This window comes from Vescimonas coprocola, from assembly GCF_018408575.1.
In the GTDB taxonomy this organism is placed as follows: Bacteria; Bacillota; Clostridia; order Oscillospirales; family Oscillospiraceae; genus Vescimonas; species Vescimonas coprocola.
Genome location: NZ_AP023418.1, coordinates 153736 through 179035 on the forward strand (window position 1 = coordinate 153736; position 25300 = coordinate 179035).

General features: G+C 60.2%; 26 protein-coding genes. 13 read left to right on the forward strand and 13 right to left on the reverse strand.

All coding sequences use genetic code 11. The features are described from left to right. Positions 1-113: 113 nt before the first annotated feature. Positions 114-683 (forward strand): NADH peroxidase, encoded by a 570-nt coding sequence (locus KJS28_RS00760; protein WP_213541353.1) that lies wholly within the window; start codon positions 114-116, stop codon positions 681-683. A gap of 111 nt (positions 684-794) precedes the next feature. Here the strand turns inward: KJS28_RS00760 and KJS28_RS00765 are convergent, their stop codons facing one another. From KJS28_RS00765 to KJS28_RS00785, 5 genes are all read right to left on the reverse strand, one after another. Further along, on the reverse strand, positions 795-971 hold the full coding sequence (locus tag KJS28_RS00765; RefSeq protein ID WP_213541354.1) for a hypothetical protein: 177 nt from the start codon (positions 969-971) through the stop codon (positions 795-797). 78 nt (positions 972-1049) lie between these two features. Then, the gene (locus KJS28_RS00770) at positions 1050-1460 is read right to left on the reverse strand and encodes a DUF5684 domain-containing protein (protein ID WP_213541355.1); all 411 of its coding nucleotides are present in this window, start codon (positions 1458-1460) and stop codon (positions 1050-1052) included. 119 nt (positions 1461-1579) lie between these two features. Then, positions 1580-2356, reverse strand: a complete 777-nt coding sequence (locus KJS28_RS00775; protein ID WP_213541356.1) for a polysaccharide deacetylase family protein — start codon at positions 2354-2356, stop codon at positions 1580-1582. Positions 2357-2533: 177 nt separating this feature from the next. Then, positions 2534-2830 carry a hypothetical protein gene (locus tag KJS28_RS00780; protein WP_213541357.1) on the reverse strand — a complete coding sequence of 99 codons (297 nt, stop codon included), beginning with the start codon at positions 2828-2830 and terminating at the stop codon, positions 2534-2536. Beyond that, the gene (locus tag KJS28_RS00785; protein WP_213541358.1) at positions 2827-3612 is read right to left on the reverse strand and encodes a MerR family transcriptional regulator; all 786 of its coding nucleotides are present in this window, start codon (positions 3610-3612) and stop codon (positions 2827-2829) included. The genes KJS28_RS00780 and KJS28_RS00785 overlap by 4 nt, the downstream gene beginning before the upstream one ends. Positions 3613-3757: 145 nt before the next feature. On the opposite strand from KJS28_RS00785, the gene KJS28_RS00790 reads away from it, so the two are divergent. After that, positions 3758-8374, forward strand: a complete 4617-nt coding sequence (locus KJS28_RS00790; RefSeq protein WP_213541359.1) for a hypothetical protein — start codon at positions 3758-3760, stop codon at positions 8372-8374. Between the two features lie 140 nt (positions 8375-8514). Here the strand turns inward: KJS28_RS00790 and KJS28_RS00795 are convergent, their stop codons facing one another. Further along, positions 8515-8949 carry a hypothetical protein gene (locus tag KJS28_RS00795; RefSeq protein WP_213541360.1) on the reverse strand — a complete coding sequence of 145 codons (435 nt, stop codon included), beginning with the start codon at positions 8947-8949 and terminating at the stop codon, positions 8515-8517. A gap of 266 nt (positions 8950-9215) precedes the next feature. On the opposite strand from KJS28_RS00795, the gene KJS28_RS00800 reads away from it, so the two are divergent. From KJS28_RS00800 to KJS28_RS00810, 3 genes are read left to right on the forward strand one after another with little or no spacing between them, the layout of a single operon-like run. Then, a complete protein-coding gene (locus KJS28_RS00800; RefSeq protein WP_213541361.1) occupies positions 9216-10313 on the forward strand; it encodes a YhjD/YihY/BrkB family envelope integrity protein in 1098 nt (365 codons plus the stop codon). Continuing rightward, positions 10310-11668, forward strand: a complete 1359-nt coding sequence (gene trkA, locus KJS28_RS00805) for a Trk system potassium transporter TrkA (protein WP_213541362.1) — start codon at positions 10310-10312, stop codon at positions 11666-11668. The genes KJS28_RS00800 and trkA overlap by 4 nt, the downstream gene beginning before the upstream one ends. A gap of 54 nt (positions 11669-11722) precedes the next feature. Further along, entirely contained in the window at positions 11723-13090 is a 1368-nt protein-coding gene (locus KJS28_RS00810; protein WP_213541363.1) for a CCA tRNA nucleotidyltransferase, read from the forward strand. Between the two features lie 32 nt (positions 13091-13122). Here KJS28_RS00810 and KJS28_RS00815 read toward each other — a convergent pair whose 3' ends face one another. Next, complete coding sequence (locus tag KJS28_RS00815; RefSeq protein WP_213541364.1) at positions 13123-15210, reverse strand: sodium-translocating pyrophosphatase; 2088 nt, start codon at positions 15208-15210, stop codon at positions 13123-13125. A gap of 517 nt (positions 15211-15727) precedes the next feature. Between KJS28_RS00815 and KJS28_RS00820 the strand changes: the two genes are divergently transcribed. The 6 genes from KJS28_RS00820 to KJS28_RS00845 all read left to right on the forward strand — a co-directional run bounded on the left by KJS28_RS00820 (position 15728) and on the right by KJS28_RS00845 (position 21401). Beyond that, positions 15728-16747 (forward strand): alpha-hydroxy-acid oxidizing protein, encoded by a 1020-nt coding sequence (locus tag KJS28_RS00820; protein WP_213541365.1) that lies wholly within the window; start codon positions 15728-15730, stop codon positions 16745-16747. Between the two features lie 124 nt (positions 16748-16871). After that, positions 16872-17483 (forward strand): MBL fold metallo-hydrolase, encoded by a 612-nt coding sequence (locus KJS28_RS00825; protein ID WP_213541366.1) that lies wholly within the window; start codon positions 16872-16874, stop codon positions 17481-17483. Positions 17484-17598: 115 nt separating this feature from the next. Next, positions 17599-18138, forward strand: coding sequence for a DUF6512 family protein (locus KJS28_RS00830; protein WP_213541367.1), 540 nt, complete (start codon positions 17599-17601; stop codon positions 18136-18138). Between the two features lie 250 nt (positions 18139-18388). Then, positions 18389-19099, forward strand: coding sequence for a 5-bromo-4-chloroindolyl phosphate hydrolysis family protein (locus KJS28_RS00835; RefSeq protein WP_213541368.1), 711 nt, complete (start codon positions 18389-18391; stop codon positions 19097-19099). A 90-nt stretch (positions 19100-19189) separates the two neighbouring features. Continuing rightward, entirely contained in the window at positions 19190-20353 is a 1164-nt protein-coding gene (locus tag KJS28_RS00840; RefSeq protein WP_213541369.1) for a toxic anion resistance protein, read from the forward strand. A 37-nt stretch (positions 20354-20390) separates the two neighbouring features. Beyond that, a complete protein-coding gene (locus tag KJS28_RS00845) occupies positions 20391-21401 on the forward strand; it encodes a TPM domain-containing protein (RefSeq protein ID WP_213541370.1) in 1011 nt (336 codons plus the stop codon). A 56-nt stretch (positions 21402-21457) separates the two neighbouring features. Here the strand turns inward: KJS28_RS00845 and KJS28_RS00850 are convergent, their stop codons facing one another. Together KJS28_RS00850 and KJS28_RS00855 are read right to left on the reverse strand one after the other, a co-directional pair. Next, positions 21458-21697 carry a helix-turn-helix domain-containing protein gene (locus KJS28_RS00850; RefSeq protein WP_228298408.1) on the reverse strand — a complete coding sequence of 80 codons (240 nt, stop codon included), beginning with the start codon at positions 21695-21697 and terminating at the stop codon, positions 21458-21460. Positions 21698-21716: 19 nt separating this feature from the next. Beyond that, positions 21717-21956, reverse strand: a complete 240-nt coding sequence (locus KJS28_RS00855; protein ID WP_021858055.1) for a helix-turn-helix domain-containing protein — start codon at positions 21954-21956, stop codon at positions 21717-21719. Between the two features lie 115 nt (positions 21957-22071). On the opposite strand from KJS28_RS00855, the gene KJS28_RS00860 reads away from it, so the two are divergent. After that, positions 22072-22236: a hypothetical protein gene (locus KJS28_RS00860; protein WP_021858054.1), complete on the forward strand. Its 165-nt coding sequence runs from the start codon at positions 22072-22074 to the stop codon at positions 22234-22236. A gap of 52 nt (positions 22237-22288) precedes the next feature. Here KJS28_RS00860 and rpmA read toward each other — a convergent pair whose 3' ends face one another. The 3 genes from rpmA to rplU are packed head-to-tail and all read right to left on the reverse strand — an operon-like array spanning position 22289 to position 23260. Then, a complete protein-coding gene (gene rpmA / locus KJS28_RS00865) occupies positions 22289-22570 on the reverse strand; it encodes a 50S ribosomal protein L27 (protein WP_021858053.1) in 282 nt (93 codons plus the stop codon). 45 nt (positions 22571-22615) lie between these two features. Then, entirely contained in the window at positions 22616-22945 is a 330-nt protein-coding gene (locus tag KJS28_RS00870) for a ribosomal-processing cysteine protease Prp (protein ID WP_021858052.1), read from the reverse strand. 3 nt (positions 22946-22948) lie between these two features. Beyond that, positions 22949-23260 carry a 50S ribosomal protein L21 gene (gene rplU / locus KJS28_RS00875; protein WP_021858051.1) on the reverse strand — a complete coding sequence of 104 codons (312 nt, stop codon included), beginning with the start codon at positions 23258-23260 and terminating at the stop codon, positions 22949-22951. Positions 23261-23498: 238 nt separating this feature from the next. Between rplU and KJS28_RS00880 the strand changes: the two genes are divergently transcribed. After that, positions 23499-24359, forward strand: coding sequence for a rhomboid family intramembrane serine protease (locus tag KJS28_RS00880; protein ID WP_228298409.1), 861 nt, complete (start codon positions 23499-23501; stop codon positions 24357-24359). Between the two features lie 67 nt (positions 24360-24426). On the opposite strand, the gene KJS28_RS00885 is transcribed toward KJS28_RS00880, so the two are convergent. Beyond that, positions 24427-25290 carry a DUF3298 and DUF4163 domain-containing protein gene (locus KJS28_RS00885; protein ID WP_213541372.1) on the reverse strand — a complete coding sequence of 288 codons (864 nt, stop codon included), beginning with the start codon at positions 25288-25290 and terminating at the stop codon, positions 24427-24429. Positions 25291-25300: the final 10 nt, after the last annotated feature.

A 25300-nucleotide genomic window follows, 5' to 3' on the forward strand; every position in this document is an offset into this window, starting at 1 on the left:
TTGCAACTTATAATCCTCTGGATTCCGTGCTATACTTAGACCATCCCAAGGGGGGAACGCCCCCGAAGAGTAAAAAACCATCAACGAATGATAAAAATATGGAGGTAATGATTATGAAGAAGTGGGTATGTCCTGTTTGCGGTTACGTTCACGAAGGTGAGAATCCCCCGGCCGAGTGTCCGGTGTGCCACGTCAGCGGTGACAAGTTCACCCTGCAGGCAGAGGAGAAGTCTTGGGCCGCCGAGCACGTGGTGGGCGTAGGCAAGGTGTTCGGTGAGGATGTTCCCGCCGAGGTCCGTGAGGAGATCATCGCCGGTCTGCGTGCCAACTTCGAGGGCGAGTGCTCCGAGGTGGGTATGTATCTGGCCATGGCCCGTGTGGCTCATCGTGAGGGCTATCCCGAGATCGGTATGTACTGGGAGAAGGCCGGTCTGGAGGAGGCCGAGCACGCCGCCAAGTTCGCTGAGCTGCTGGGCGAGGTGGTCACCGATTCCACCCAGAAGAACCTGCAGATGCGTGTGGATGCCGAGAACGGCGCTACCGCCGGCAAGTTCGAGCTGGCCAAGCTGGCGAAGAAGTACAACCTGGATGCCATCCACGATACCGTCCACGAGATGGCTCGTGACGAGGCCCGGCACGGCAAGGCCTTTGAGGGTCTGCTGAAGAGATACTTCAACAAGTAATTTTACAGGGAATTTCAGAGGGGAAGCGGAAAAATCCGCTTCCCCTCTTTTCCTTAAATCGTTTATTTACCTGATTCCGTATGGTAGTTCTTATAGTCCCCCATTAGCTCCTCAGCATTCGGGGTTTCCGTTTCTCTGCGACGCTGTTTCTGTCTGCTGGTTCTCATTCGATGTATTTTCCGTGTTCTGTCCCTGCGAATGATCTGTATTTTCCGTCTTGCCATTGTCGCAAGCCGCAAGGCTCAGGCACATTACCGCCGCCAAAAGCAGCGCAATCAGCTTTTTCATGCGCTCTTTCCGCTCATTTCTTTTGAATACATGAAAAATGGGACAGGATGTTCTCCTGTCCCATTTTGTTTGGTGCAGTTACTGCTCCTTGTGGTCGTCCCGGTTGCCGGAAACGGCATCCTTGGCCTTGTTGACCACATTCTCCACCATGTCGGGCTGGGTATTGGTATAGCTGCCATCCCGATACTGCTCACCGCCGAAGGCCAGGATCAGCTGGAAAATGAAGGGCAGCAGCAGAAGGCCGATACCGAAGCCGGCGCCCTGATTGAAGGCCTTGGCCCAGTCGATGTTCATCTTGATGACGAAATAGATGTTGTAGATGGGGATCAGCAGCAGAAGGAACTTCCAGCCGTTGCCGTACAGCTCCTGACACAGCACGTAGGTGTTGTAGAAGGGGACGATGCCCTCCCAGCCCTGACGGCCCATCTTCTTGAAGATCATCCACTCTGCCACCAGCGTCAGGATGCCGATAATCAGTTCCAAAATCATACCATACTCTCTCCTTTTGTTTTTTTGCAGAACGCACAAAATACACCGTACGCCCCTTCATCGGGTATATCAGATTTTTTGCAAAAATCAACCGATTTCTTGAAAAACCGGCAAAAATTTCACTGCTCGCTCTGGGCCTGACAGAACTGCCGCCCGGCGTGGTCGATGGTATAGTTCTCCCGATAGATCAGCTGGCTGATGGGCAGCAGGGAATACCCCTCACGGGCCATGTGGTCCAGAATGGCCGGCAGCGCCTCCGACGTGTGGAGGGCGGCGTTGTGGAATAGCACGATGCTGCCGGGAGAGAGCTTGGAGGTGACCCGCTGGCAGATGGTGTCGGCGTCATAGTCCTTCCAGTCCAGACTGTCCACGTCCCACTGGATGGGCTCCATGCCCATGGAGCGGATGGCGGAGATCACATGGTCGTCGTACTCGCCGTAGGGGCAGCGGATGAGGCAGGGGGTCACGCCGGTGATGGCGGCGATCTTCTCGTTGCAGGCGGTGACGTCCGCCACCACCTGATCGGCGGTGAGGGCGTTGTAGTGGTCGTGGTGGAGGGAGTGGTTCATGACCTCATGCCCGGCGTCGTGGAGGGCCTTTACGGACTCCGGGTACTTATCCACCCAGTCACCCACCACGAAGAAGGTGGCCTTGACGTTGTATTTGCCCAGAATGTCGATGAGGGCCTGGGTGTCCTCGTTGCCCCATGCGGCGTCGAAGCTGATGGCGCAGACCTTCTCCTCCCGTTCCACCGAGTAGATGGGAAGCTGCCGCTTGGCGGCGGAGGCGCTGACGAAGCCGGGGCCTCCCACAGCCATGAAAATACCGGCGGCCACCAGCGCCGTCAGGATCAGCAGCAGCGTGCCACGGCGCAGCAGTAAGACTTTTCCCCGCATAATGCATCCCGTCCTTTCACGGACAGTGTATGCGCCCCACCCCTCCGGATATGAAAGAAACCGCCGCAGGAGATGCGGCGGTTTCTGGGCCAGCCAAAAGAGCGGGAACCTTTCGTCAACGGGGCGGAAGGGTGTGTGCGGGAAACCCGGGAAGGGTGTCCTGCACGATGATGATCATCATTTTTCAGGGCTTTTTGAAGCTCTGAAAAATGTCTCGTCGTGGCGAAAAGACTTTTTCGCCACGACGAAACCGCTGCAGGAGATGCGGCGGTTTCTGGGCCAGCCAAAAGAGCGGGAACCTTTCGTCAACGGGGCGGAAGGGTGTGTGCGGGAAACCCGGAAGGGGTGTCCTGCACGATGATGATCATCATTTTTCAGAGCTTTTTGAAGCTCTGAAAAATGTCTCGTCGTGGCGAAAAGACTTTTTCGACACGACGAAACCGCCGCAGGAGATGCGGCGGTTTCTTTCATCATACCTCATTCCACACCAGCGGCAGAGCCACCTGCGTGACGAACTTCGATTTGTCCTTGTGGTGGGGCGGGCCCTCCAGATAGATGTTGCGGCAGGTACCCTTCAGCTTCAGGCCCTGCTGCCTGGCGTAGGCCACCAGTCGCTCCCGGACCTCCGGGATCTCGTCATAGTCCCCGTGGAAGAAGAGGCACAGAGCCTCCTCCTCCGGCCAGTCCTGCACATAGGGGCCCTTGCTGCCATCCGGCACCGCCACACAGAAGTTGATGTCGTTGGGCTCGTCGATAGGGTAGTCGATGAAGTACATCCGCTTGGCGGAGTCCGTGCCGTACTGGCGCATGGCGGCGGGGATCACGTCCCGGAAGATCTCCATGCGGTCCTCCACCGTAGGGGAGGGGCAGCGGTAGACGTACACCGTCTGGGAGGGGATAGTGCGGATGATGGGGGCGTCGTTGCTGTTCTCCCGGACCCGCAGCTGCAGCTTCTCAATGCACAGGTTCAGCTCGTCCCGTAGTTTCTCCAGCCGGGCGATGATATCCCGCAGGTCGGCGGCATCCTCGAAATAGAGCTTGATCTCATCCAGCGAGATACCCAGCGTCTGCAAGCGCCGGATGGCCCGGATGCGGGTCAGGGTCTCCGGGGTATAGTAGCGGTTCCCGCCGGAGCCGGTTTTTACGTCGGGCAGCAGAATGCCCTTGTCCTCATAGTTGAGGATCATGCGTCGGGTAATATGCAGGGACTTGGCCACCTCACCGATGGACATCAGACGGCTGTTGCGCTCACTCATGACGAACTCTCCATATTTTGCCATATTTTTTTAAAAAGTACTTGCATCGTACATTGGTGTACGGTATATGCTCAGTATACAGAAAGATGCAGGTCATTGCAAGCGGTAATTGCAAAATACAAAAGACCTGCCAGGGAGGAAATCTATGAAAAAGCGAATCGCCAGCGTACTGGTAGCGTTGGTGATGGTACTGAGTCTGGTCCCCAAGACGTCATGGGCGTGGACCTCGACGGTGACTACCCTCGAGCAGCTCAAAAGCGCCATGAGTGAGCTCTCTTACAACAATACCATCGAAATCGTTGTAAGCGGTACCATCGAAATCAGCGAAACTCTGAACATCAGACCCACCCGCACCACCAACGGCAGCATGGCTTGGTATGAGTATTACAACCAGCGTGTGGTCATCAGCGGCGCCGATGCCAATAGCAAGCTGGTGCGTGCCGAGGGCTTCAAGGGCAGCCTGTTCAATCTGACGGGTGAGCAGGGGTATAGCGGCGCAGGCGGCTCGGATCATCCCGCCTATGCCGCCCTGACCCTGAAGGACATCACCGTGGACGGCGGCGGCGACAAGACGACTGCCACAAATCCTGCCATCTACGTGAGCCGGTACGGCACGCTGACGCTGGAGGACGGCGCCGTGCTCCGCAACTGCAAGAGCCAGTATTACGCCGGCGGCGCTGTGGGCCTGTTTGCTGGCACGTCGGAATTTGTCATGAACGGCACCGCCCGCATGGAGGATAACGAGGCCGATTACGGCGGCGGTGTGTATGTGGCGAATATACTGGCTGCCTTCACCATGAATGGCGGCACCATCGCCAATAACACCGCCCGGAAGTACGGCGGCGGCGTATATTGCGAGGCCAACAAGCAGTATGGCTCCAACGACACCGCCAAGATCAATCTCAACGGCGGCACTATTACCGGCAACACCGCCGGGATCGCCGGCGGCGGTGTGTACTTCGGTGGTATGACCACCTGCAAGGTAGCCGGTACAGTGAATATCACCGGCAATACGCAGGGGGACGACAAGGCCGCCAGCAATCTGCACGTGGCTGCCTCGGCGGAGGATCAGGCCGTCCTTGCAGGCAATGTTTCCTCCGACTCCCGCATCGGACTCAACGCCGATCTGATCCCCGCCTATCGCATCGTGCGGGGCTCCTCCGATACCAATGTGTTTACCAGTGACCGCGCCAACTGCGCCGTCACGAAGAACGGGTCCGTCAGCTTCAATCTGGACCTGCTGGCCAATGAGGAGCACACTCACTGCGTGTGCCTGCAGAACCAGAGCTATGGTCCCTACCACGACCACGATAAGAACACCAAGTGGGTCGGCATCAGCAGCCTGAAGTCCGTCAAGAGCTACGGCTGCTACTATCTGCTCAATGATGTAACCGCCACCGATGAGGGGTGGGGCAGCAACCTGGATGATGTGCGGATCTGCCTCAACGGGCATAATATCATTCTGGAAAACGGGTATTATCGCCCATACATTCATGTGACGAACTATCATACCCTGACCATCACCGACTGCGCCGAGGAGGCCGGTCAGATCACCTGCAAGGACACGGCGGATCCCAAGGGTGCCTGCATCGTAGAGATCGACGCCGGCTGCAAATTTAATATGTTCGGCGGCGAGATCACCGGCTTGGACAGCTCCGAAAACAGCGCCCCTTACCCCGCCGCTGTGTTCAACAGGGGTACCTTTAACCTCTGCGGCGGCAAGATCACCGGCAATAAGTCCCATGCCGTGTATAATGAGAACGCCACTATGAATCTGTATGGCGGCGAGATCAGCGGCAATGATACCACCTACACCGATGCTTCCGCCGGTGCTGCCGTTGTCCTGGTTTCCGGCTCCACCCTGAATATGAGCGGCGGCACCATCAAGGATAACATCTCCAACACCCTCGGCGGCGGTGTATACGTCAAGGGCATCCAGAGCCGCAGCAGCACGCTGAACATCTCCGGCGGCGAGATCAGCGGCAACCGTGTCAACAGCACCAATGACGACCTGGGCTTTGACGGCGGCGGCGGTGTGTATGTGGATCTGTATGCGACTCTGGACCTCTCCGGCACCGCCCGCATCGCCGGCAACTACGCCTGTGCGGTCGACTATAAGGAGAGCGCCACCTTCGGCGGCGGCTTCGGCGGCGGCGTGTACGTGGCGGGCACCTTCGACATGAGAGGCGGCGAGATCTGCGACAACTTCGCCGGTCTGGCCAACTATAAGAACAAATACGGGAACGATGATCGCCGTGGCGGCGATGGCGGCGGCGTGTACCTCTATTCCAAGAGTGACTTCAGCATGAGCGGCGGCTCCATTCAGGACAACACCGTCGATGACCGTGGCGGCGGCGTGTTTGTCCGTGGTTACGGCCACACCATCACCCTGTCCGGCCGCTCTATCATCCAGAACAACGTCGATAAGGACAATCAGGACAACAACCTGTATCTGGAGAACTCGTCGCAGCAGGTCAGCGCCAGAAGACTCAGCAGCGGTGCCGATATCGGCATCAGCAGCGGCAGGACCCTCGCCAGCGGACAGACCGTCCAGATCAGCAGCGACGCCTGCACAGGCAGCATCCAGTACGTCAGCGCCGACCGAGCGGGCTATGAGACCTATCTGAACTCTGAGGGCCTGATCTATCTCCGCCTCAAGACCTATCAGGTCAGCGTCACCCTGCCGAACGGCCTCACCTATAAGAACGGCGGCCGGCTGACGCAGGATTGTCTGGATCTGACGCCCATCACCATCAGCGTTACCGATCCCGACAATTACTACATCCCCGACGGGTACAGCGTGACGCTCAACGGCATCACCGCCGCCAAGGTCGACAGCTATACCATCCGTGTCACAGGTACGGCCACGGCGGATACCGCCATGACACTCACCGCCCCCACGGAGAAAACGGCCCAGACCCAGCCCCCCACGGGTCTCACCGTGACCCATCCCCAGAGTCGGACGGGCTACGGCCGCATCAACGGCACCAACAACAGCATGGAGTATCGCCCCGTGGGCGGCACCAGATGGAGCCAGTGCGGCAGCGCCTTCACCTCCGCTCTGGCCGGCACCTATGAGGTCCGCTATGCGGCTACCGAGACCCGGAAGCCCTCTCCGTCCACTACTGTCACCCTGAACCAGTATCTGGAGGCCATCCCGGTTCCCACGGTCTACGGCCCCTTCACCTATAACGGCAACTGGCAGTACGGTCTGCTGCCCGGCGAAGTCTACGGCTACGAGCTTTTGGGCAGCGGCTATAGAGCCTGCCGCGTGGGTACCTATACCGTTACCGTCCGCCCCGCAGCGGGTTTCAAGTGGAGTGACGGCACCACCGGCGAAAAGAAGCTCCAGTGGGAGATCGTGAAGCGCACTCCCGCAGCAGGCGACTTCACCTTCACCGCTCCGGAAAATCTGGAGTATGACGGCACCGCCAAGGAGGCCACCGTTCGCTGGAGCACCGGAGGCGACCGGACCATGGGCATGGGCTATTGGCCCGACAACACCTTTACCGTCATCTATAAGCAAAACGGCAAGGTCGTGGCCGCTCCCACGGATATGGGTACCTATCAGGTCTACGTCACCGTTCCCGGCAACGAGGACATCAACGCCGTCAGTGAGTTGACCGATCCCAGCTGGACCTTTACCATCACCCACACCGGCAACCACCAGTGGGGCGATTGGCAGCACGATGACACCCAGCACTGGCGGTCCTGCGCCGTTCCCGGCTGCCAAGTGAAGGGCTCTCTGGGCAGCCATGACGGCACCGCCACCTGCACCGAGAAGGCCACCTGCAGCATCTGCGGCGCCACCTATGGCACCACGGATCCCAACCATCATGACCTGACCCATCACGACGGAACCGCCGCCACCTGCACCCAGCCGGGAAGTCTGGAGTACTGGCAGTGCAGCGACTGCCACAAGCTGTTCGCTGACGCAGGGGCTACCCAGCCCATCACCGATACCGTCATTCCGGCTACCCACCACGCCAATGCCCAGCGCACGGCGGGCGACCCCGCCACCTGCACGCAGGACGGCTACGCCGCCTACTGGTATTGCCCGGATTGCGGCAGCTACTTCGCTGATGCCGACGGCAAGCTGGACGAGAGCAAGACCTACACTGGTCCGGAGGATTTCTATCAGGCGGCTCTGGGTCACAGCTTCACCCACTACGTCTACGACAACAACGCCACCTATGACGACGACGGCACGGAGACGGCTCAGTGCGACCACGGCTGCGGCCTGACGGATACCCGCACCAAGGTGGGCTCTAAGCTCATCGACGAGGCGGCTCCTGCGGTGGAGGGCGTCACGGACGGCGGCACCTACTGCCTGACGGCAGAGATCACCGTTACCGACCCCAATCTGGAGAGCGTGACCCTCAACGGCCAGCCCGTGGAGCTGGTGGACGGTAAGCTCACCGTTTCCGCTGCCGAGGGCGTCCAGACCCTGACGGCCACCGACCGCTTCGGCAACACCGTTACCGTCACCTTTACTGTGAACGCCCAGCATACGGAGGGCGAGGGCAAGATCACCACGCCTGCCACCACGGAGCGTGAGGGCGTCAAGACCTACGCCTGCACCGTGTGCGGTGAGGTGCTGCGGACCGAGTCTGTGGCCAAGCTGCCCGCTCCCGCAGAGCCCACCACCCCCGCCGTTCCCACCGGAGACACCGGCGACACCGGCCTGTGGATGGGGCTGGCGGCCCTGTGCAGCATGAGCCTTGCAGCCCTGCTGCGTACCGGCAAGCGCAAAGAACAGTAAACTCCCTATCACGCACCATAACTCCCTATAAAAAAACCACGGGCCCTCCCCCCAAGTGGGGGAGAGCCCGTGGCTGGCGACACAAAACCAACCGGAGCCGCAAATCTCCGGCAGATCTTGTCACAGCTCTGTTTGGTAGGTTACAGACTGTGATGGTCGCTGAGTACCTGGAGCGGCTCCACCGAGGAGCCGCCCAGGTCGGAGGAGACGTTGACACTGGGGCGGAGCTCATAATCGCTGCCGCTTGTGCTTCGGGCGCCCTGCGTGGAGCAGCGGTCGTATTCCACCTTCATCACCGAGGCAATGGTGTGGCGGCCGTAGTCGTCCAACTGGGCATACTGATCCAGCAGCTGCTGGGTGTCCTCCGTCAGATAGAAGGAGGCATCGCTGGAGATGGCCTTGATCCCCAGCGTCTGGCAGATCTGCACCACCGTATCAAAGGAGGAACCTCCGATGCCGTTGTGCAGCGCACTGTTGATGGTAGATAGGGGGATATTGACCGCAAAAGCAAACTGCCGCACGCTCTTGTACTGACGGGAAATTTCGGTTTTGACGATTCTCGTTAAGTTATCCATAGTTTAGACCCTCTTTACAAATTTTTCCATGCACGGGAGACAACTCCGATTGTACGTATTATAACACGCTTTTTTTCAAATGCCAATACTAAATAGTGAATAGTTTCTAAATTTTCAGCGGAAAAAACAAAATTTTACAAAAAAGAAACATTTTTGGAATATTTATGATAAAAAACAGGTGGGAGATTTCCGTGTAATGGAAAATCTCCTTTTATTTTGCTCACAGCTGTGCTACAATAATAAGCTGAAACAGAGAGGTGCGAACTATGCGTAAAGGTACTCACCCCCGCACGGCGCTGGGGCAAACGGCGGCGCAGATGATCCGCCGGTACTATCTCCATGACGTGGCACGGGACAGCGCAGCCCTGACCTACTACCTGCTGTTCGCTATTTTCCCGCTGCTGATCTTCGTCAGCACCCTGCTGGGTATTCTGGAGCTGGATGTGGACAGCATCGTCACCGGCCTGCGGCAGATCGTGCCGGGGGACGTGGCGGAGGTGGTGCGGGGCTATCTGGAATACGTTTCCGGCAACGCCAGCCGCCAGCTCATGTGGTTCAGTCTGGTGTTTTCCATCTGGTTCCCCATGCGGGCCACCGGCTGCCTGCTGCACTCGCTGCGCAAGGCCTTCGGTAAGGGCCAGCCCAAGAACATCCTGCTGGATCAGCTGAAAATTTTTCTCTTCGCCATCTGGCTCATGGTATCCATCGGCCTGACGCTGCTGATGATCACCGTGGGCCGCCGGGCGCTGTACTTTGTGTCGGGGATCATCACCGTACCGGACGGCTTCATCAACCTCTGGAGCAAGCTCCGCTTCGTGGCGGTGGCGCTGCTGATGTTCGTGCTGGTGACGGTGCTGTATATGCTGGCGCTGGGCCGCCGATGCCCGTTGCGGGAGGTGGCACCGGGCGTGGCCGTGTCGCTGGCGGCGTGGATGCTGCTGTCGCTGGCCTTCTCCTATTATGTGGAAAATCTGGCACACTATACCCAGCTCTACGGCTCCATCGCCACCATTGTGGTGGTGCTGCTGTGGCTGTATATGAGCGGGACGGTGCTGATTTTAGGCGGTGAGCTGAATGCGGTGGTGCTGCACCGGCGCACCCAGCGCCGTCGTGCGGCAGAGGAAAAGGCGGCGGAAAAGGCTGCCCGGCCGACACGGCAGGAAGCTGCGGCGCAGAAGCCTTCCGGGGCGACGCAGCCGCCCCGACAGCCACAGCCGCCAAAACCGGCAGAGCAGCCGGGAAAGGCGGATCCACCCAAACCGGCGGAGCCACCTAAGCAGACGCAGGGGCAGCCGCCGCAAGAAGCAATACCTCCGGAAAAAGAGCAGCCGGAACGACCGGGAAAGGAACAGTCAGGCTCATGAAGATCATCATTGTAGGAAACGGAAAGGTGGGCTACGCTATCGCCCGCCAGCTGGCGGTGGAGGGCCACGACATCACCATGGTGGACTCCTCCCCGGTGGCGCTGGCCCGTGCTGACAGCACCCTGGACCTTATGTGCGTGGAGGGCAACGGCGCCAGCATCAGCGTGCTGGAGGAGGCCGGCGCCCGGACGGCGGATCTGGTCATCGCTGTCAGCAATCTGGACGAGACGAATCTGGTGTGTTGCCTCATCGCCAAAACCATGGGGGCCAAGCACACCATCGCACGGGTGCGGAATCCGGACTACCGCCGGGACGCCGCCCTGCTGAAGCGGGAGATCGGGATGGACATGGTCATCAACCCCGATCTGGCGGCGGCACGGGAGATCGCCCGCATCCTCAGCTTCCCCTCCGCCTCCTCCGTGGAGCCCTTCGCCGGCGGCCGTATCGACATGATCGGCATACAGGTGACGGAGCGGGACCGGTTTTACGGGGTGGCCCTCAGCGAGTTCCATCGTATCCGCTCGGCGGAGGTGCTGATCTGCGCTGCCCAGCGGGGGGACGAGTGCATCATCCCCAACGGCAACTTTGTGCCGAGAGAGGGCGACAAGCTCTACATGGTGGGTACCAAGTCCGAGCTCCAGAAGATGCTGCGGGCTATGGGCCGCACCCAGCAGCGGGTCAAGACCGTGTCCCTGCTGGGGGGCAGCCGCATCGCCATGTATCTCACGTGGGAGCTGGCGGTGAGCAATACCAAGGTCTGCATCGTGGAGCAGAAGCACGATAAGTGCCTTCAGCTGGCGGCCCAGCTGCCTACGGCCATGATCATCGAGGGCGACGGCACGGAGGAGGAGCTGCTGACCAGCGAGAATATCTTCGAGGCGGATGCCTTCGTCTCCCTGACAGGCCGGGACGAGGAGAATCTGCTGATGGCCCTGACGGCTCGGCGGGCGGGGGTCCCCAAGGTGCTGGCCAAGATGACCCGCCCCAACTACATGGATCTGGTCCGGGATATGCGGGTGGGCAGCATCGTCAGTCCCAAGGATATCGTGGCCAACCAGATCACCCGCTACGTCCGGGCGTTGGCCAATTCCGAGGGCAGCGCCGTGGAGAGCTTGTATAAGATGCTGGGCGGCGCCGTGGAAGCGCTGGAGTTCACCGCCACGGCCCGGAGCCATGCGGTGCTGAATAAGCCCCTGCGGGCACTGTCCCTGAAGGACGACGTGCTGGTGGCGGCCATTGCACGGGGCAGCGAGATCATCATCCCCAGCGGCACCAGCATCATTCAGGAGGGCGACCACGTGGTGGTGGTCACCAATGCCCATACCTTCGACGATCTGGGGGACATTCTGGCGTGAACGCAAAAGCCGTGGCCCATGGCCACGGCTTTTTTCGCAAGGAGGGGAGACTGCATGACACGGGACCGTGAGACGGCCCGCCGCATCGCACAGGAGGTGCGGCCGCTGGGCGGCAGCGTCTACTATGTGGGCGGCTGCGTCCGGGACCGCCTGCTGGGCCGGGAGAGCAAGGATCTGGATATCGAGGTCCACGGCGTCACCCCCCAGCAGCTGGAGATCGTGCTGGACCGGATGGGCGGTCGTCGGACGGTGGGGGCCAGCTTTGGCGTCTACGGACTGGCAGGCTGCGGACTGGACATCGCCATGCCACGGCGGGAGGCTGCCGTGGGTCGGGGGCACCGGGACTTCACCGTGGAGGTGGACCCGTGGCTGGGGCCGGAGAGAGCCGCCCGCCGCCGGGATTTCACCGTCAACGCCCTGATGGAGGATGTGCTCACCGGTCAGGTGCTGGACTTCTTCGGCGGCCGGGAGGATCTCCGCCGGGGCCTCCTGCGCCATGTGGATGACCACTCCTTTCCGGAGGATCCCCTGCGGGTGCTGCGGGGAGCGCAGTTCGCCGCCCGCTTCGGCTTCACCGTGGCGGAGGAGACGGTGGCCTTGTGCCGCACCATGGATCTGTCGGCCCTGTCTCGTGAACGGGTGGAGGGGGAGCTGCAAAAGGCCCTCCTGCAGGCGCCCCGCCCTTCCATCTTCTTCCGCACACTGGATATCATGCACCAGCTGCGCCCGTGGTTCACGGAGGTGCAGCGCTTACAGGGCGTCCCCCAGCCGCCCCGCTACCACGGGGAGGGGGATGTGTGGGAGCACACCATGGCGGTGCTGGATACCGCCGCCGAGCTGCGGCCCCAAGCAGCCCAGCCCATGGCCCTGATGCTGGCGGCACTGGCCCACGACTTCGGCAAGGTCACCGCCACCACGGAGTCCGGCGGCGTCATCCACGCTTACGGCCACGAGGAGGCGGGTCTGCCGCCGGCGGAGGACTTCCTGCGCCGGGTGATCGGGGAGAAAGCTCTCCACCGGTGCGTGAAAAATCTGGTGGCCCTGCACATGAAGCCCAACGCCATGGCGCAGAGCGGGGCCTCCGTCAAGTCCACCAACCGTCTGCTGGACGCCGCCATAGAGCCGGAGGACCTGATCCTGCTGGCGCTGGCGGATCACCGTGGCTCCCGGTGCGACCCGCCCCGTCCGGACCCGGAACCCTTCCTGCGGCAGCGGCTGGAGGTCTACCGGGCCACCATGGCCCGCCCTATGGTCACCGGCAGCGACCTGATCTCCGCCGGACTGACCCCGGATCGGGACTTCTCCCAGCTGCTGGCCTACGCCCGCAAGCTCCATCTGGCGGGGCTCGACCGGGAGGCAGCCCTGCGGCAAACGCTGGCCTACGCCCGCAAGCTTTCAAAAAAGCATCAAAAAGAAGGCTGAGCATCCGCTCAGCCTTCTTTTTATGGAGTTTTTTACAGCAGGTGGAAGTTCACCACCAGACCGGCGAACACGATGGAGACCATGCTCAGCAGCTTGATGAGGATGTTGATGGCGGGGCCGGAGGTATCCTTGAAGGGATCGCCCACGGTGTCGCCCACCACGCCTGCCTTGTGGCAGTCGGAGCCCTTGCCGCCGAAGTGGCCGGCCTCGATATACTTCTTGGCGTTATCCCACGCACCGCCGGCGTTGGCCATGTAGATGGCCATCAGGAAGCCGGTGACGGTAGCGCCGGCCAGCATACCCACAACGCCCATGTAGCCCAGGATCAGACCCACCACGATGGGGCAGACCACAGCGATGATGGTGGGCAGGATCATCTCGTGCAGAGATGCCTTGGTGCACAGGTCCACGCAGCGGGCATAGTCGGGATCGGCCTTGCTGTCCATCAGACCGGTGATCTCCCGGAACTGACGGCGCACCTCCAACACCACACTCTGGGCGGCACGGCCCACGGAGTTCATGGTAAGGGCGGCGAACACGAAGGGCAGGCAGGCACCGATGAACAGACCCACCAGCACCACGGGGTTCATGAGGCTGAAGTCCTGGAAGGTGACGTCAGCGCCTACCTCCTTGACCTTCTCGATGTAGGAGGCCATCAGGGCCAGAGCGGTCAGAGCGGCGGAACCGATGGCGAAGCCCTTACCGGTGGCGGCGGTGGTGTTGCCCAGAGAGTCCAGAGCATCGGTGCGCTGGCGGACCTCAGGAGCCAGACCGGCCATCTCAGCGATGCCGCCGGCGTTGTCGGCCACGGGGCCGTAAGCGTCGGTGGCCAGCGTGATGCCCAGCGTGCTCAGCATACCCACGGCGGCCAGAGCGATGCCGTACAGGCCCATGCCGGTGGAGGCGGCGCCGCCGGAGCAGAGGTAGGCCACCAGAATGCAGATAGCCACGATGATGATGGGGACGGCGGTGCTCAGCATACCCAGACCCAAACCGCCGATGATGATGGTGGCGGCACCGGTCTGAGACTTGGAGGACAGATCCTGCGTGGGCTTGAAGGTGTCGGAGGTGTAGTACTCCGTGGCCTTACCGATGAGCACACCGGCGATCAGGCCCGCCAGAATGGCGAAGTACAGGCCCAGATGCTCCTTGCCCAGCAGGAGGATCACCAGCGGGCAGGCGATGATGGCAATGAGGATAGCGGACAGGTTGGTACCACGGGACAGGGCCTTCAGCAGGGTGCGCTGGTCGGCCTGCTCGTCGGTGCGGACGAAGAAGGTGCCGATGATGGAGCAGATGATGCCGATGGCCGCCATGACCATGGGGATGGCCATGGCCTTGAAGGCCTGATCGGAGAAGGCGGCCACGCCCAGCGCAGAGGCGGAGATGATAGAGCCAACATAGGACTCGTACAGATCGGCGCCCATACCGGCCACGTCGCCCACGTTGTCGCCTACGTTGTCAGCGATGACGGCAGGGTTCCGGGGGTCGTCCTCCGGGATACCGGCCTCCACCTTGCCCACCAGATCGGCGCCCACGTCGGCGGCCTTGGTGAAGATGCCGCCGCCCACACGGGCGAACAGAGCCATGGAGGAGGCGCCCATACCGAAGGTCAGCATGGCGCTGGTGATGGCGGAGGCCTCCAGCTTGAACACGAAGCGCAGCAGGAAGAACCACACGGAGATGTCCAGCAGGCCCAGACCCACCACGGTGAAGCCCATGACGGAGCCGGCGGAGAAGGCCACCCGCAGACCACGGTTCAGCCCCTCCTGGCAGGCATTGGCGGTGCGGCAGTTGGAGGCGGTGGCGATCTTCATGCCGATGAAGCCGGACAGGCCGGAGAAGAAGCCGCCGGTCAGGAAGGCGAAGGGTACGAACCACGTCAGCAGACCGCAGGCTGCCATGACGCACAGCACCACCACCATGCAGGCGAAGAACACGCCTACCACGGAATACTGGCGCTTGAGGTATGCGTTAGCACCCTGACGAATGGACTGGGAGATCTTCTGCATGAGGGGGGTGCCCTCCGAGAAGCGCAGCACCTTCTTTGCGGTGATGACCACAAAGAGAAGCGCAATGATGGAGCCAACAAATGTGGCTAGGACCAGGTACTTTTCCATAAAGTCTTTTCCTCTCTTTTCCTTGTTTTCTCCCGGAGCCGGCAGAGGGACGGGAGATTCTTTTTGTCCCACTGCACATTATAAAAAACGCTGTCCGCCCCGTCAAATTTTCAAACTTTTTTTCGTAGTGCCTAAAAATTAGTTTGGAGCCGTTCGTCATTTTTATATAATATTTTTCTTGCAAAGAAAACCGTTTAAAATGGAAAAACGGGGCAAAAATCGGCGGCAGCGACGGAACGATTGCGGAATTTGTGACAGGATTTTCTTGCGGGAAGCAGGGGAAAATGTTTTTAAAAATTTTTTTCGAAAACATTTTTCCTTCAAATAAAAGCAAATTCACAAAAAATACACAAAAAGGCTCCCATTCACTTTTTGCGGGAAAAATGATGAATCAAAAATTGGATACAGAAATTCTTTCGTCATTTTTCACAATCGCGGAAAATGGCTTTAAATGTCTTGAAAAGCGCCCAAAACGGGAGTAAAATAGCCCCATCAATCTCTGGGAGGTTTCAAACATATGGAATATCAGGAAGTTTTGCAAAACGCCCGCACCTGTATGGGACCCTACTGCAAGGCGTGCTCCGTATGCAACGGTCAGGCGTGTAAGAATACCATCCCCGGCCCAGGCGCCAAAGGCTCCGGCACCGGCTTTGCCCGGAACTACCAGAAGTGGCAGGAGCTGCGGGTGAATCTGGATACCATCGGGGAAAACCGTCCCGCCGACACGTCCTTCGACTTCTTCGGCCACCGGCTGGCCCTGCCGGTGATGGCGGCTCCTGTGGGAGCCATGCAGCTGCACTACGGAGATAAGTACGACGATCTGACCTATAACCGGTTGCTGCTGGCGGCCTGTGCTAAGGCGGGCATCGTGGCCTTCACCGGCGACGGCGTGGACCCGGCGGTGATGGAGGGCGCCACGCAGGCCATCCGGGCCCAGCAGGGCTGCGGTGTGCCTACGGTGAAGCCCTGGGACCGGGAGACCCTGATGCAGAAGCTGGACTTGGCCCTGACCGCCGATCCCATGGCCATTGCCATGGACATCGATGCCGCCGGTCTGCCCTTCCTCCGCAACCGGATGCCGCCTGCCGGCAGCAAGACCGTGGCGGAGCTGCGGGAGGTGGCGGAGTACGCCCGAAAGCCCTTTATCCTCAAGGGCATCATGACCGTCCGTGGGGCGGAGAAGGCGGTGGAGGCCGGGGCCTCCGCCATCGTGGTGTCCAACCACGGCGGCCGGGTGCTGGATCAGTGTCCCGCCACGGCGGAGGTGCTGCCCGCCATTGCCGACGCCGTGGGCGACCAGGTCATGGTGCTGGTGGACGGCGGCATCCGCACAGGGCTGGATGTGTTCAAGGCGCTGGCGCTGGGAGCGGACGGCGTTCTCATTGGCCGTCCCTTCGTCACCATGGTCTATGGCGGCGGCGAGGAGGGCGTGGCAGCCTACGTCCGCAAGCTGACGGATGAGCTGTCGGATACCATGGCCATGTGCGGCGCCCACAGCCTGAAGGAGATCAACCGGGAGATGCTCTGGCAGGGCTGATGCGGACTGATGCGGTCTGATGCACACATCATTCTATTCGGCTATCATGGGAACATATTCTGCTGCTATGACATTTTGATCGGATTTGTTCCGATCTTCTAAAAATTCGTGACAGGAGGCGCTTATGTACATTACATGGTTGGGCCACAGCTGCTTTCGGCTGGAGTCGGCGGGCTACGGGCTGGTCATTGATCCCTATCGGGTTGTGGCGGGCTATCCGCCGCTGCGGGTGGAGGCCAACGCCGTTTATATCAGCCACCACCACTTTGACCACGACTGTCTGGAGGCGGTGACACTGCTGCCCGGCGGGGAAAATCCCTTTACGGTGGAGACGTTCTCTACCTTCCATGACGACTGTCAGGGCGCTCTCCGGGGCGATAACACCGTTCATATCTTCCGGGCGGAGGGCATGACCGTGGTACATCTGGGGGACTTGGGCTGCGCCCTGACAGCGGCGCAGGAGGAGAAAATTTCGGGCTGCGATGCGCTGATGCTGCCGGTGGGCGGCACCTATACCATCGATGCCGCTGCGGCGGCGGAGCTGGTGCGTCGGCTGCACCCCCGACTGGTGCTGCCCATGCATTTCCGGAGAGGGGAGCAGGGCTTCCCGGAGCTGACCACGCTGGAGGACTTTCTCTCCCGCCTCCCGGAGCAGCCGGTACACCGACTGACGGGAGAGACGCTGGATCTGACGTCCAAAGGGACGTCGGGTGTTGTGATCTTCCCCCGTCGGTAAGGGAAAATTCTGTCCGGTTTTTGTCCGGAAAATGTCCAAAAACCAGAGTAGGTATAAGCCCCTCCGTTTTCGTGTACACTGAGGTATCAGGTACATGGAAACGGAGGGCTTTTACATGGCAGAAAAACGGTGGCGCACTTGGGAGACGGTGGGCCTGCTGGTGGTGCTGGCGGCGGGGAACCTGCTGCACTTTGTTTACGACTGGACGGGGCAGAGTCCCATAGCGGCACCGCTGGCCGCCGTCAACGAATCCACATGGGAGCACATGAAGCTTTTCATCACTCCGTGGGTGCTGTGGTCACTGGTGGAATGCATCGCCCTACGGGGCCACGGCGCCCTGCTGCCCGCCCGTGGATTGGGGCTGCTGACGGGCCTTGCGGCCATCCCGGCGCTGTTTTACACCTATCAGGGAATTTTGGGCCGGGGGATCATGTGGGTGGATGTACTGATTTTCCAGCTGGCGGTGCTGCTGGCCTTTTGGGTCAGCTGGAGCGTTCAGGCCCGGCGGGTGCTGGACGGGCCGGTGTGGCAGATCTTAGGCGGCGTGACGCTGCTGGCGGTGTGGGGGCTGGCCATCTGGTGGACCTACGCACCGCCCCAGCTGCCGCTGTTCGTGGATCCCACCGACGGAAGCCGGGGCATCCCACTGCGGTAGGTCTGCGGGTGGGGGAGACGGCTTGCAAAATGTGATAAGCGGGCAAGGGCAGGCACGCCGGAGGGCATGCCTGCCCTTGCCGATTTGCCGCATCCGCTTGCCGGTGGGAGAGCATCGTCCGGGTTTCGGCGACCGGAGGGGCGATGACCCGATTGGATGTCCCGATATTGGGATTTTTTCTTGACCGGGAGGAGCGCATGGGGTATAATCGAACCAACTGTATATGACAGGTCAGAAACGGAGGCGTGCAATGAAAAAGATCGTGCATAAATCGGCTGCGCCCATATACGCAGCGGCGGTGGTGTGGGTGCTGTATGCCCTGCTGCTGCCCCTGTACAAGCCGGGCCACTTTATCATGGCGGCTGCGGCGTCGGTAGTGGTATTTCTCATCGCCCGCATCTTCTGCAAGGACGTTGTGGAGGAGGTGGAGGAGAAGCCCCAGCCCACCGGTAACCCGGAGCTGGACAAGATGATCTCCGACGGTGAGCTGGCCATCCGGGAGATGAAGCGCCTCAACGACAGCATCAAGGACGAGACCATCAGCCGGCAGATCGACCGGCTGGAGGAGGTCTCCAACAAAATCTTCGACTGTGTTAAGGCAGATCCCAAGAAGCTGCCGCAGATCCGTAAATTCATGAACTACTACCTGCCTACCACGCTGAAGCTCCTCAACGCCTATGACCGCATGAGCAGTCAGGGCGTGGAGGGTCAGAACATCAGCGGCACCATGGAGCGGGTGGAGAGCATGATGAGCACCATTGTCACTGCCTTTGAACGGCAGCTGGACAGTCTCTTTGGGGATCAGGCGCTGGATATCTCCACGGATATCACGGTGCTGGAGAACATGATGGCCCGTGAGGGACTCAGCGACGACCCCATCCACCAGACCCAGAAGGAGACTCCGGCGGCGGAGGAGAAGGAGAGCGGCGAGGACGGCGACGGCATCCAGCTGGAGCTGTAAAAAGACCCTGAGAGGAGGGCGGCCCATGGGGCGGCGTCTTTCGGGAAATGCGAGTAAACAAACAATATGAGATAGAAAGGAACTATGACCATGACAGACAACATGATGCCTGAACTGACCCTGGAGCCTACGGCGGCGGCCGAGGCCGTTCCCCAGCTGACGCTGGAGCCTACGGCTCCCGAAGTGCCGGAGCCGGAGGAGAAGAAGATCGAGCCGGTGGAGATGGATGAAAAGCTCCTGACCGACGAGGAGAAGAAGGCGGTGGAGGAGTTTTCCCACAAGATCGACGTGCGGGATACCAACATGATCCTGCAGTACGGCGCCGCCGCACAGAAGAGCGTGGCGGGTTTTTCCGAGAGCGCCCTGAATAACGTTCGTAGCAAGGATCTGGGCGAGATCGGGCAGGACCTGAGCCGTCTGGTGGTGGAGCTGAAGGGCTTCGGCGACGGCGAAGAAAAGAAGGGTCTCATGGGCCTGTTCAAGAAGGCCGGGAACCGACTGGAGAGCATGAAGGCCCAGTACGGCAAGGTGGAGGCCAACGTGGAGAAGATCGCCCAGTCTCTGGAGCAGCACCAGATCACGCTGCTCAAGGACGTGGCCATGTTCGACCAGATGTATGAGCTGAACCTGAAGTACTACAAGGAACTGACCATGTACATTCTGGCCGGTAAAAAGCGGCTGGAGGAGGTACGCAGCGGTGAACTGGAGGAGCTTCGCAAGAAGGCGGAGCAGTCCGGCACGGCAGAGGACGCACAGGCCTATAACGATCTGGTGAACCTGTGCAACCGGTTTGAAAAGAAGATCCACGATCTGGAGCTGACCCGGATGGTGTCGGTGCAGATGGGCCCCCAGACCCGGCTGCTGCAGAACAACGACACGTTGATGATCGAGAAGATCCAGTCCTCGCTGGTGAACACCATTCCCCTGTGGAAGAGCCAGATGGTGCTGGCGCTGGGGCTGGAGCACAGCCGTCAGGCCACGGCGGCTCAGAGCGCCGTGACGGAGATGACCAACGAGCTGCTGAAGAAGAACGCCGACACCCTGAAGATGGGGACCATCGCCACCGCCAAGGAGGCCGAGCGCTCCATCGTGGACATCGAGACGCTGCAGCACACCAACCAGCAGCTCATCGAGTCTCTGGACGAGGTGGCCCGCATCCAGCAGGAGGGCGCCGCCAAGCGCAAGGAGGCCGAGGCCCAGCTGGGCCGCATCGAGGGCGAACTGAAGCAGAAGCTGCTGGAGCTGCGTGGTTAAGCTGAGAGATACGACTTCTCCGTGAAGGGAGACTACCATGAAATTTTATCAAAAACGTGGCTTTGCGCTGGTGGTGCTGGTGCTGGCCATTCTGGGCTCCTGCGTCTACGGCATCAGCAAAAAGCCCGCCGACCTGCCCCAGGTATCCTACGGCAACTGGCTGCGGGACGACGCCGACCTGTTGACGGACGAGACGGAGGCCTCCCTGCGGCAGTATGACCAGAGCTGGGACAGCGACTATCGGGCCATCATCGCCGTGGCGACGCTGGACACGCTGAACGGCTGGACCTATGAGAAGGCAGCGGCGGAGCTTGGCTCCCAGTGGGGGCTGGGCGGCAATGATATGCTGCTGCTGTTGGTAAAGGACAGCGACTACTACGTGGCGCTGGGCGACAACGTGCTGGACGCCATGACGGACACCTATCAGGCGGGCCTGCAGGGCGCTGTGGAGGCTCCCTACTATCAGGGGGATTACGACGCAGCGGCGCTGGCCTTCTTCCGGCAGGCGGATGTGTTCTATGCCCAGACGCTGGGCCGTCAGCAGAGCGGCGGCAGCTATTCCGATTATGAGGATAACGGTGCGTGGCAGGGCAATGACTCCGGCTCTGTGGCGGCTGTGGTGCTGCTGGTGGTGGGCATCTTTGTGGTGTGGATCCTGCTGGATGGCCTGCGGTATCGCCGGTATCGCCGCCGCCCGGTGGTGGTAGGCGGGCCTGTGTACTATCCCGTGTTCTGGGGACGGCATCCCCGTCCGCCACGGCGGCCTGCACCGCCCCGTGGCCCCCGTCCGCCCATGGGCGGTGGTCCTCGGCCTCCTATGGGGGGCGGCCCCAGACCGCCGATGGGCGGCGGTCCTCGGCCCGGTGGATCCCGGCCCAGTACCCCTCGACCCTCCCGGCCTTCCGGTTCCCGGCCCTCCCGGAGCTTCGGCGGCGGGAGCCGCAGCGGTGGCTTCAGCGGCAAGGGCTTCGGCGGGAGCTCCCGTTCCGGCGGAGGCAGCCGTGGCGGCGGCTTCAGCGGGAAAGGCTTCGGCGGAGGCAAGAGATAAGCTAAATAAAAAAATAGCGGCAGGAACGAAGTTCCTGCCGCTATTTTTTCAGCTGGTTATGATTCCCGGAATAATTCGTCATAGGTGGTGTGCAGGGCGTCTCGGATGCCCCGGAGCTGGGTGGCTTCAATATGTCGGACACCACGTTCGATCTTCACCAGTGTCTCACGGGTCATGTTGATGCCCTCCAGCTGCAGCAGCTGCACCAGCTGGGTCTGCTTGATGTGTTGAGCCAGACGGATGCGGCGTATATTCTCTCCGATGCGGATGCTGTCCTGCTTGATTTTCTGTTCCACGGGCTTACCTCCCATAAAATTATGGTTCGGGGTACTCTGATATTTGCTGCTCAATTTGCCGGACGATATCGCTGGGCGGAATATCCAGCGCCTGTGCGATTTTGAAAAGGGTATCGAGGGTGGGACTCCGCAGTCCACGCTCGATTTTGCTGTAATGGGTGCGGTCCAGACCGGCCAGACCGCTGAGGACCTCCTGTGACATTCCCTTTCGGAGCCGATAGCTTTGAATCACCTGCCCCACCAGAGCGGCGCTGACCATGACCTCACCTTCTTTCCCTGTTATCATAACAGGAAGCAAAGAACGGAATGAGGTCACTTGACCCCGACGACAAAAAGGTGTAGAATGGACCTATCTAAATTGGGGGGTGGAATAGATGAAGCGGGTGGAGATACTGGTGGAGGAGAGCCTATACGAATTCTACCGGAAGGTAGGGGCGCAGGCCGGGGGCCTGCCGGCGGAGCGGGTCATGGCGGATGCACTGCTGAAGCTGGCAGGGGAGTTGTCGCTGCAGGCGCTGGAGAAAAAGCGGCGGCCGTGAGAAAGGAAAAAACCGTGGAAGCTGTGCTTCCACGGTTTTTTGAACGTAAATTTTACTCGGCGGGGTAAACAGAAACCTGCTTACGATCCTTGCCCAGACGCTCGAAGCGAACCACACCGTTAGCCTTGGCGAACAGGGTGTCGTCGGAGCCACGGCCCACGTTGGCACCGGCGTGGATATGCGTGCCACGCTGGCGAACCAGAATGTTGCCGGCCAGAACGTGCTGACCATCCGCACGCTTGGGACCCAGGCGCTTGGACTCGGAATCACGGCCGTTCTTGGTGGAGCCCATACCTTTTTTGTGGGCGAAGAATTGCAGACCAATGTTCAGCATATTTCAGTACCATCCTTTCTGTAAGGGTAGAGAAGAGGAGGGCGGTCAGCCTTCCATAACTTCAATGTTATCGGGATATTCGTCGTGAAGCTGCGCCAGATAGACCATCAGCCCCGTCAGGAGATTCTGACAGGTGGACTCGGCCGTGTTGGCCAGTCCGCCGGGGAGCCGAAGGGAAATCGAGGCATCCGCTTCCCGCACCTTTACCGCAGCACACAGACCCATCACGTCGTTTACGGTGGCCTCCACCAGACGGACGGCGCTGGTAATGGCGGCGCAGACGATGTCTTCGCCGGATTCTCCCCAGCCGCTGTGGCCCTGCACGTCAAACCCGATGATGCGTGCATCCTCCGTGAGGAATGTAACGGTCGTCATGCCTTAGAAAGAGATCTTGCCGATCTCCACCTTGGTGTAGGGCTGACGATGACCCTGCCGTTTGCGGTAACCCTTCTTGGGGGTGTACTTGAAGATACGGATCTTCTTGCCCTTGCCGTTCTTCACCACGGTGGCATCCACCTTGGCACCCTCCACCACGGGAGTGCCGAACTTGGAGTTCTCGCCGTCCACGATGGCCAGCACCTGATCAAAGACCACGGCGTCGCCGGCGTTGACGTCCAGCTTCTCGATGAAAAGCGTATCACCCTCGGAAACGTTGTACTGCTTACCACCGGTCACGATAATTGCCTGCATTACTTGTTGCACCTGCCTTTCCTTTATAACGGACTCGCTGTCGGGGGCGTCGGCTGCGGGAGCCGAAACTTCTACCCATTCAAAGCGGCTTATAAAGTATACCAGCCGGGCGAGGCTTTGTCAACGCCTTTTGGGGAGATTTTGCGGCATTTTCTCCGGAATATTCAAAAAAATGTCATGACTTTTTCCGTACAATGGGGTACAATGAATGAAAATAAGTGTTTGGAGGAAATTTCCCTTGAGAAAGCTCTATGACGCCGCAGACCGGTTCTGCGCCCGGCATCCCCGCTTCGGCGTGCCGGATCTGATGCGCTATATCGTTATCGGCAATGTGGTGGTGTTTTTTCTGATCATGCTGACCAGAGGCACCAACGCCAATGCCCTGAACTTCCTGTATTTTGATCCGCAGATGGTGCTGCGGGGTGAGGTGTGGCGCATCGTCACCTACATTTTCGTACCCAGTACCACCAGTGTGTTCTGGCTGGTGGTGGAGCTGTATTTCTACTACTGGATCGGCTCCACGCTGGAGCGGGAGTGGGGAACGGCACGGTTTAACCTCTACTATTGGAGCGGCGTGCTGCTGACGGTCATCGGCGCTCTGCTGGCCAGCGCCATTACGGGCGGCAACTTTGCGGTGGCGGGGACGAGCTACGTGAACCTGTCCATGTTCCTGGCCTTTGCGCTGCTGTTCCCCAATACGCAGGTGCTGCTGATGTTTATCATCCCGGTGAAGATGAAGTGGCTGGCCTACATCGATGTGGGACTGTTTGCGGCGGGCATCATTCGGGCCATTCTGGTGCGGAACTGGGGTGGGGTAATCCTGCCGGTCATGGCGCTGCTGAACTTCCTGATCTTCGCATGGCCCACCCTGCAGGGCTGGGCGCAGCGGCAGCAGTATCAGCACTCCCGGCAGGCGGTGAACTTCAAGAAGGCCGTCCATCAGCAGCAGAAGCAGCAGGGGTATCACCACAAGTGTGCCGTGTGCGGCCGCACGGATACGGACTATCCGGATCTGCAGTTCCGGTATTGCAGCAAGTGCGTGGGCTATCACTGCTTCTGTCAGGATCATATCTTCTCCCACGTTCACTTTACGGAGTGAGGAAAACAGAAGAAACAGAGCGCCGATCCATACGGATCGGCGCTCTGTTTTTGCCTTTTTGTGCGCTTTATGTATCCAGCTCCAGCAGGTGGAGGCCGTAGTCGTTGAGGTAGGGCTTCACCAGATCATAGGGGATGAAGAAGGTCTGCTCACCGGCGGAATAGGGGGCGATGTCGTAGGTGTTGAAGACGATGGTCACACCCTTGGCGTTATAGAACACGCTGCGCTCGATCCAGTCCAGCACCGTTTTGTCGTAGTCGCTGAAATAGGAGGTGTCGCCGCTGTCCTGAATCTGACGGAGGATCAGCTGGTACACGGCCTCCTCCAGTTGGTTGATGTCGGTGGCCAGATCCGTGACGGACACGGTCTTGCCGGTGGAGAGGTCGAAGGAGACGGCCTGCCGCCAGGTGCTGGGGTGGGCGCCGCCGGTATAGGAGACATAGGACAGGGTGACGCACAGCAGGCGCTCATTCTGCCACCAGGAGATCCCTGCCTCATCCCGATAGGCGAAGTCCTCGGTTTTCCAGCGCTCTCCGCCGGTGGTCTCGTACTCCTCACGAGCCATCTGCTCCATCTCGTCCAGCATATCCACCTGCTGATCCCGCCAGTCGGTGAACCAGTCGTTGATGCGCTGCACGGCGGCCTGCCGGTTCTTGGCGGCGGTGTCGCTGTTGTCGGGACTGCCGGTGAGGGTCAGCACGGGGATCTGATATCGGGCGGTGAGCAGCACTGTCTCGTCCTGCTCGCTGACGGTATATTGCCGCTCGGTCCACTCCGTGGAGATGACAGGGACGTCCGGGGAGGTCACGGCCACCTTCGGGGTGTCGTCTACCATCATGGTGTTGGCGGCGGAGACCTTACAGCCGGTCAACAGGCCCGTCAGAACGGTACACAGGACCAGCAGCATGGCCAGAGCCAGTAGCTTTTTCATGGGGGTTCAC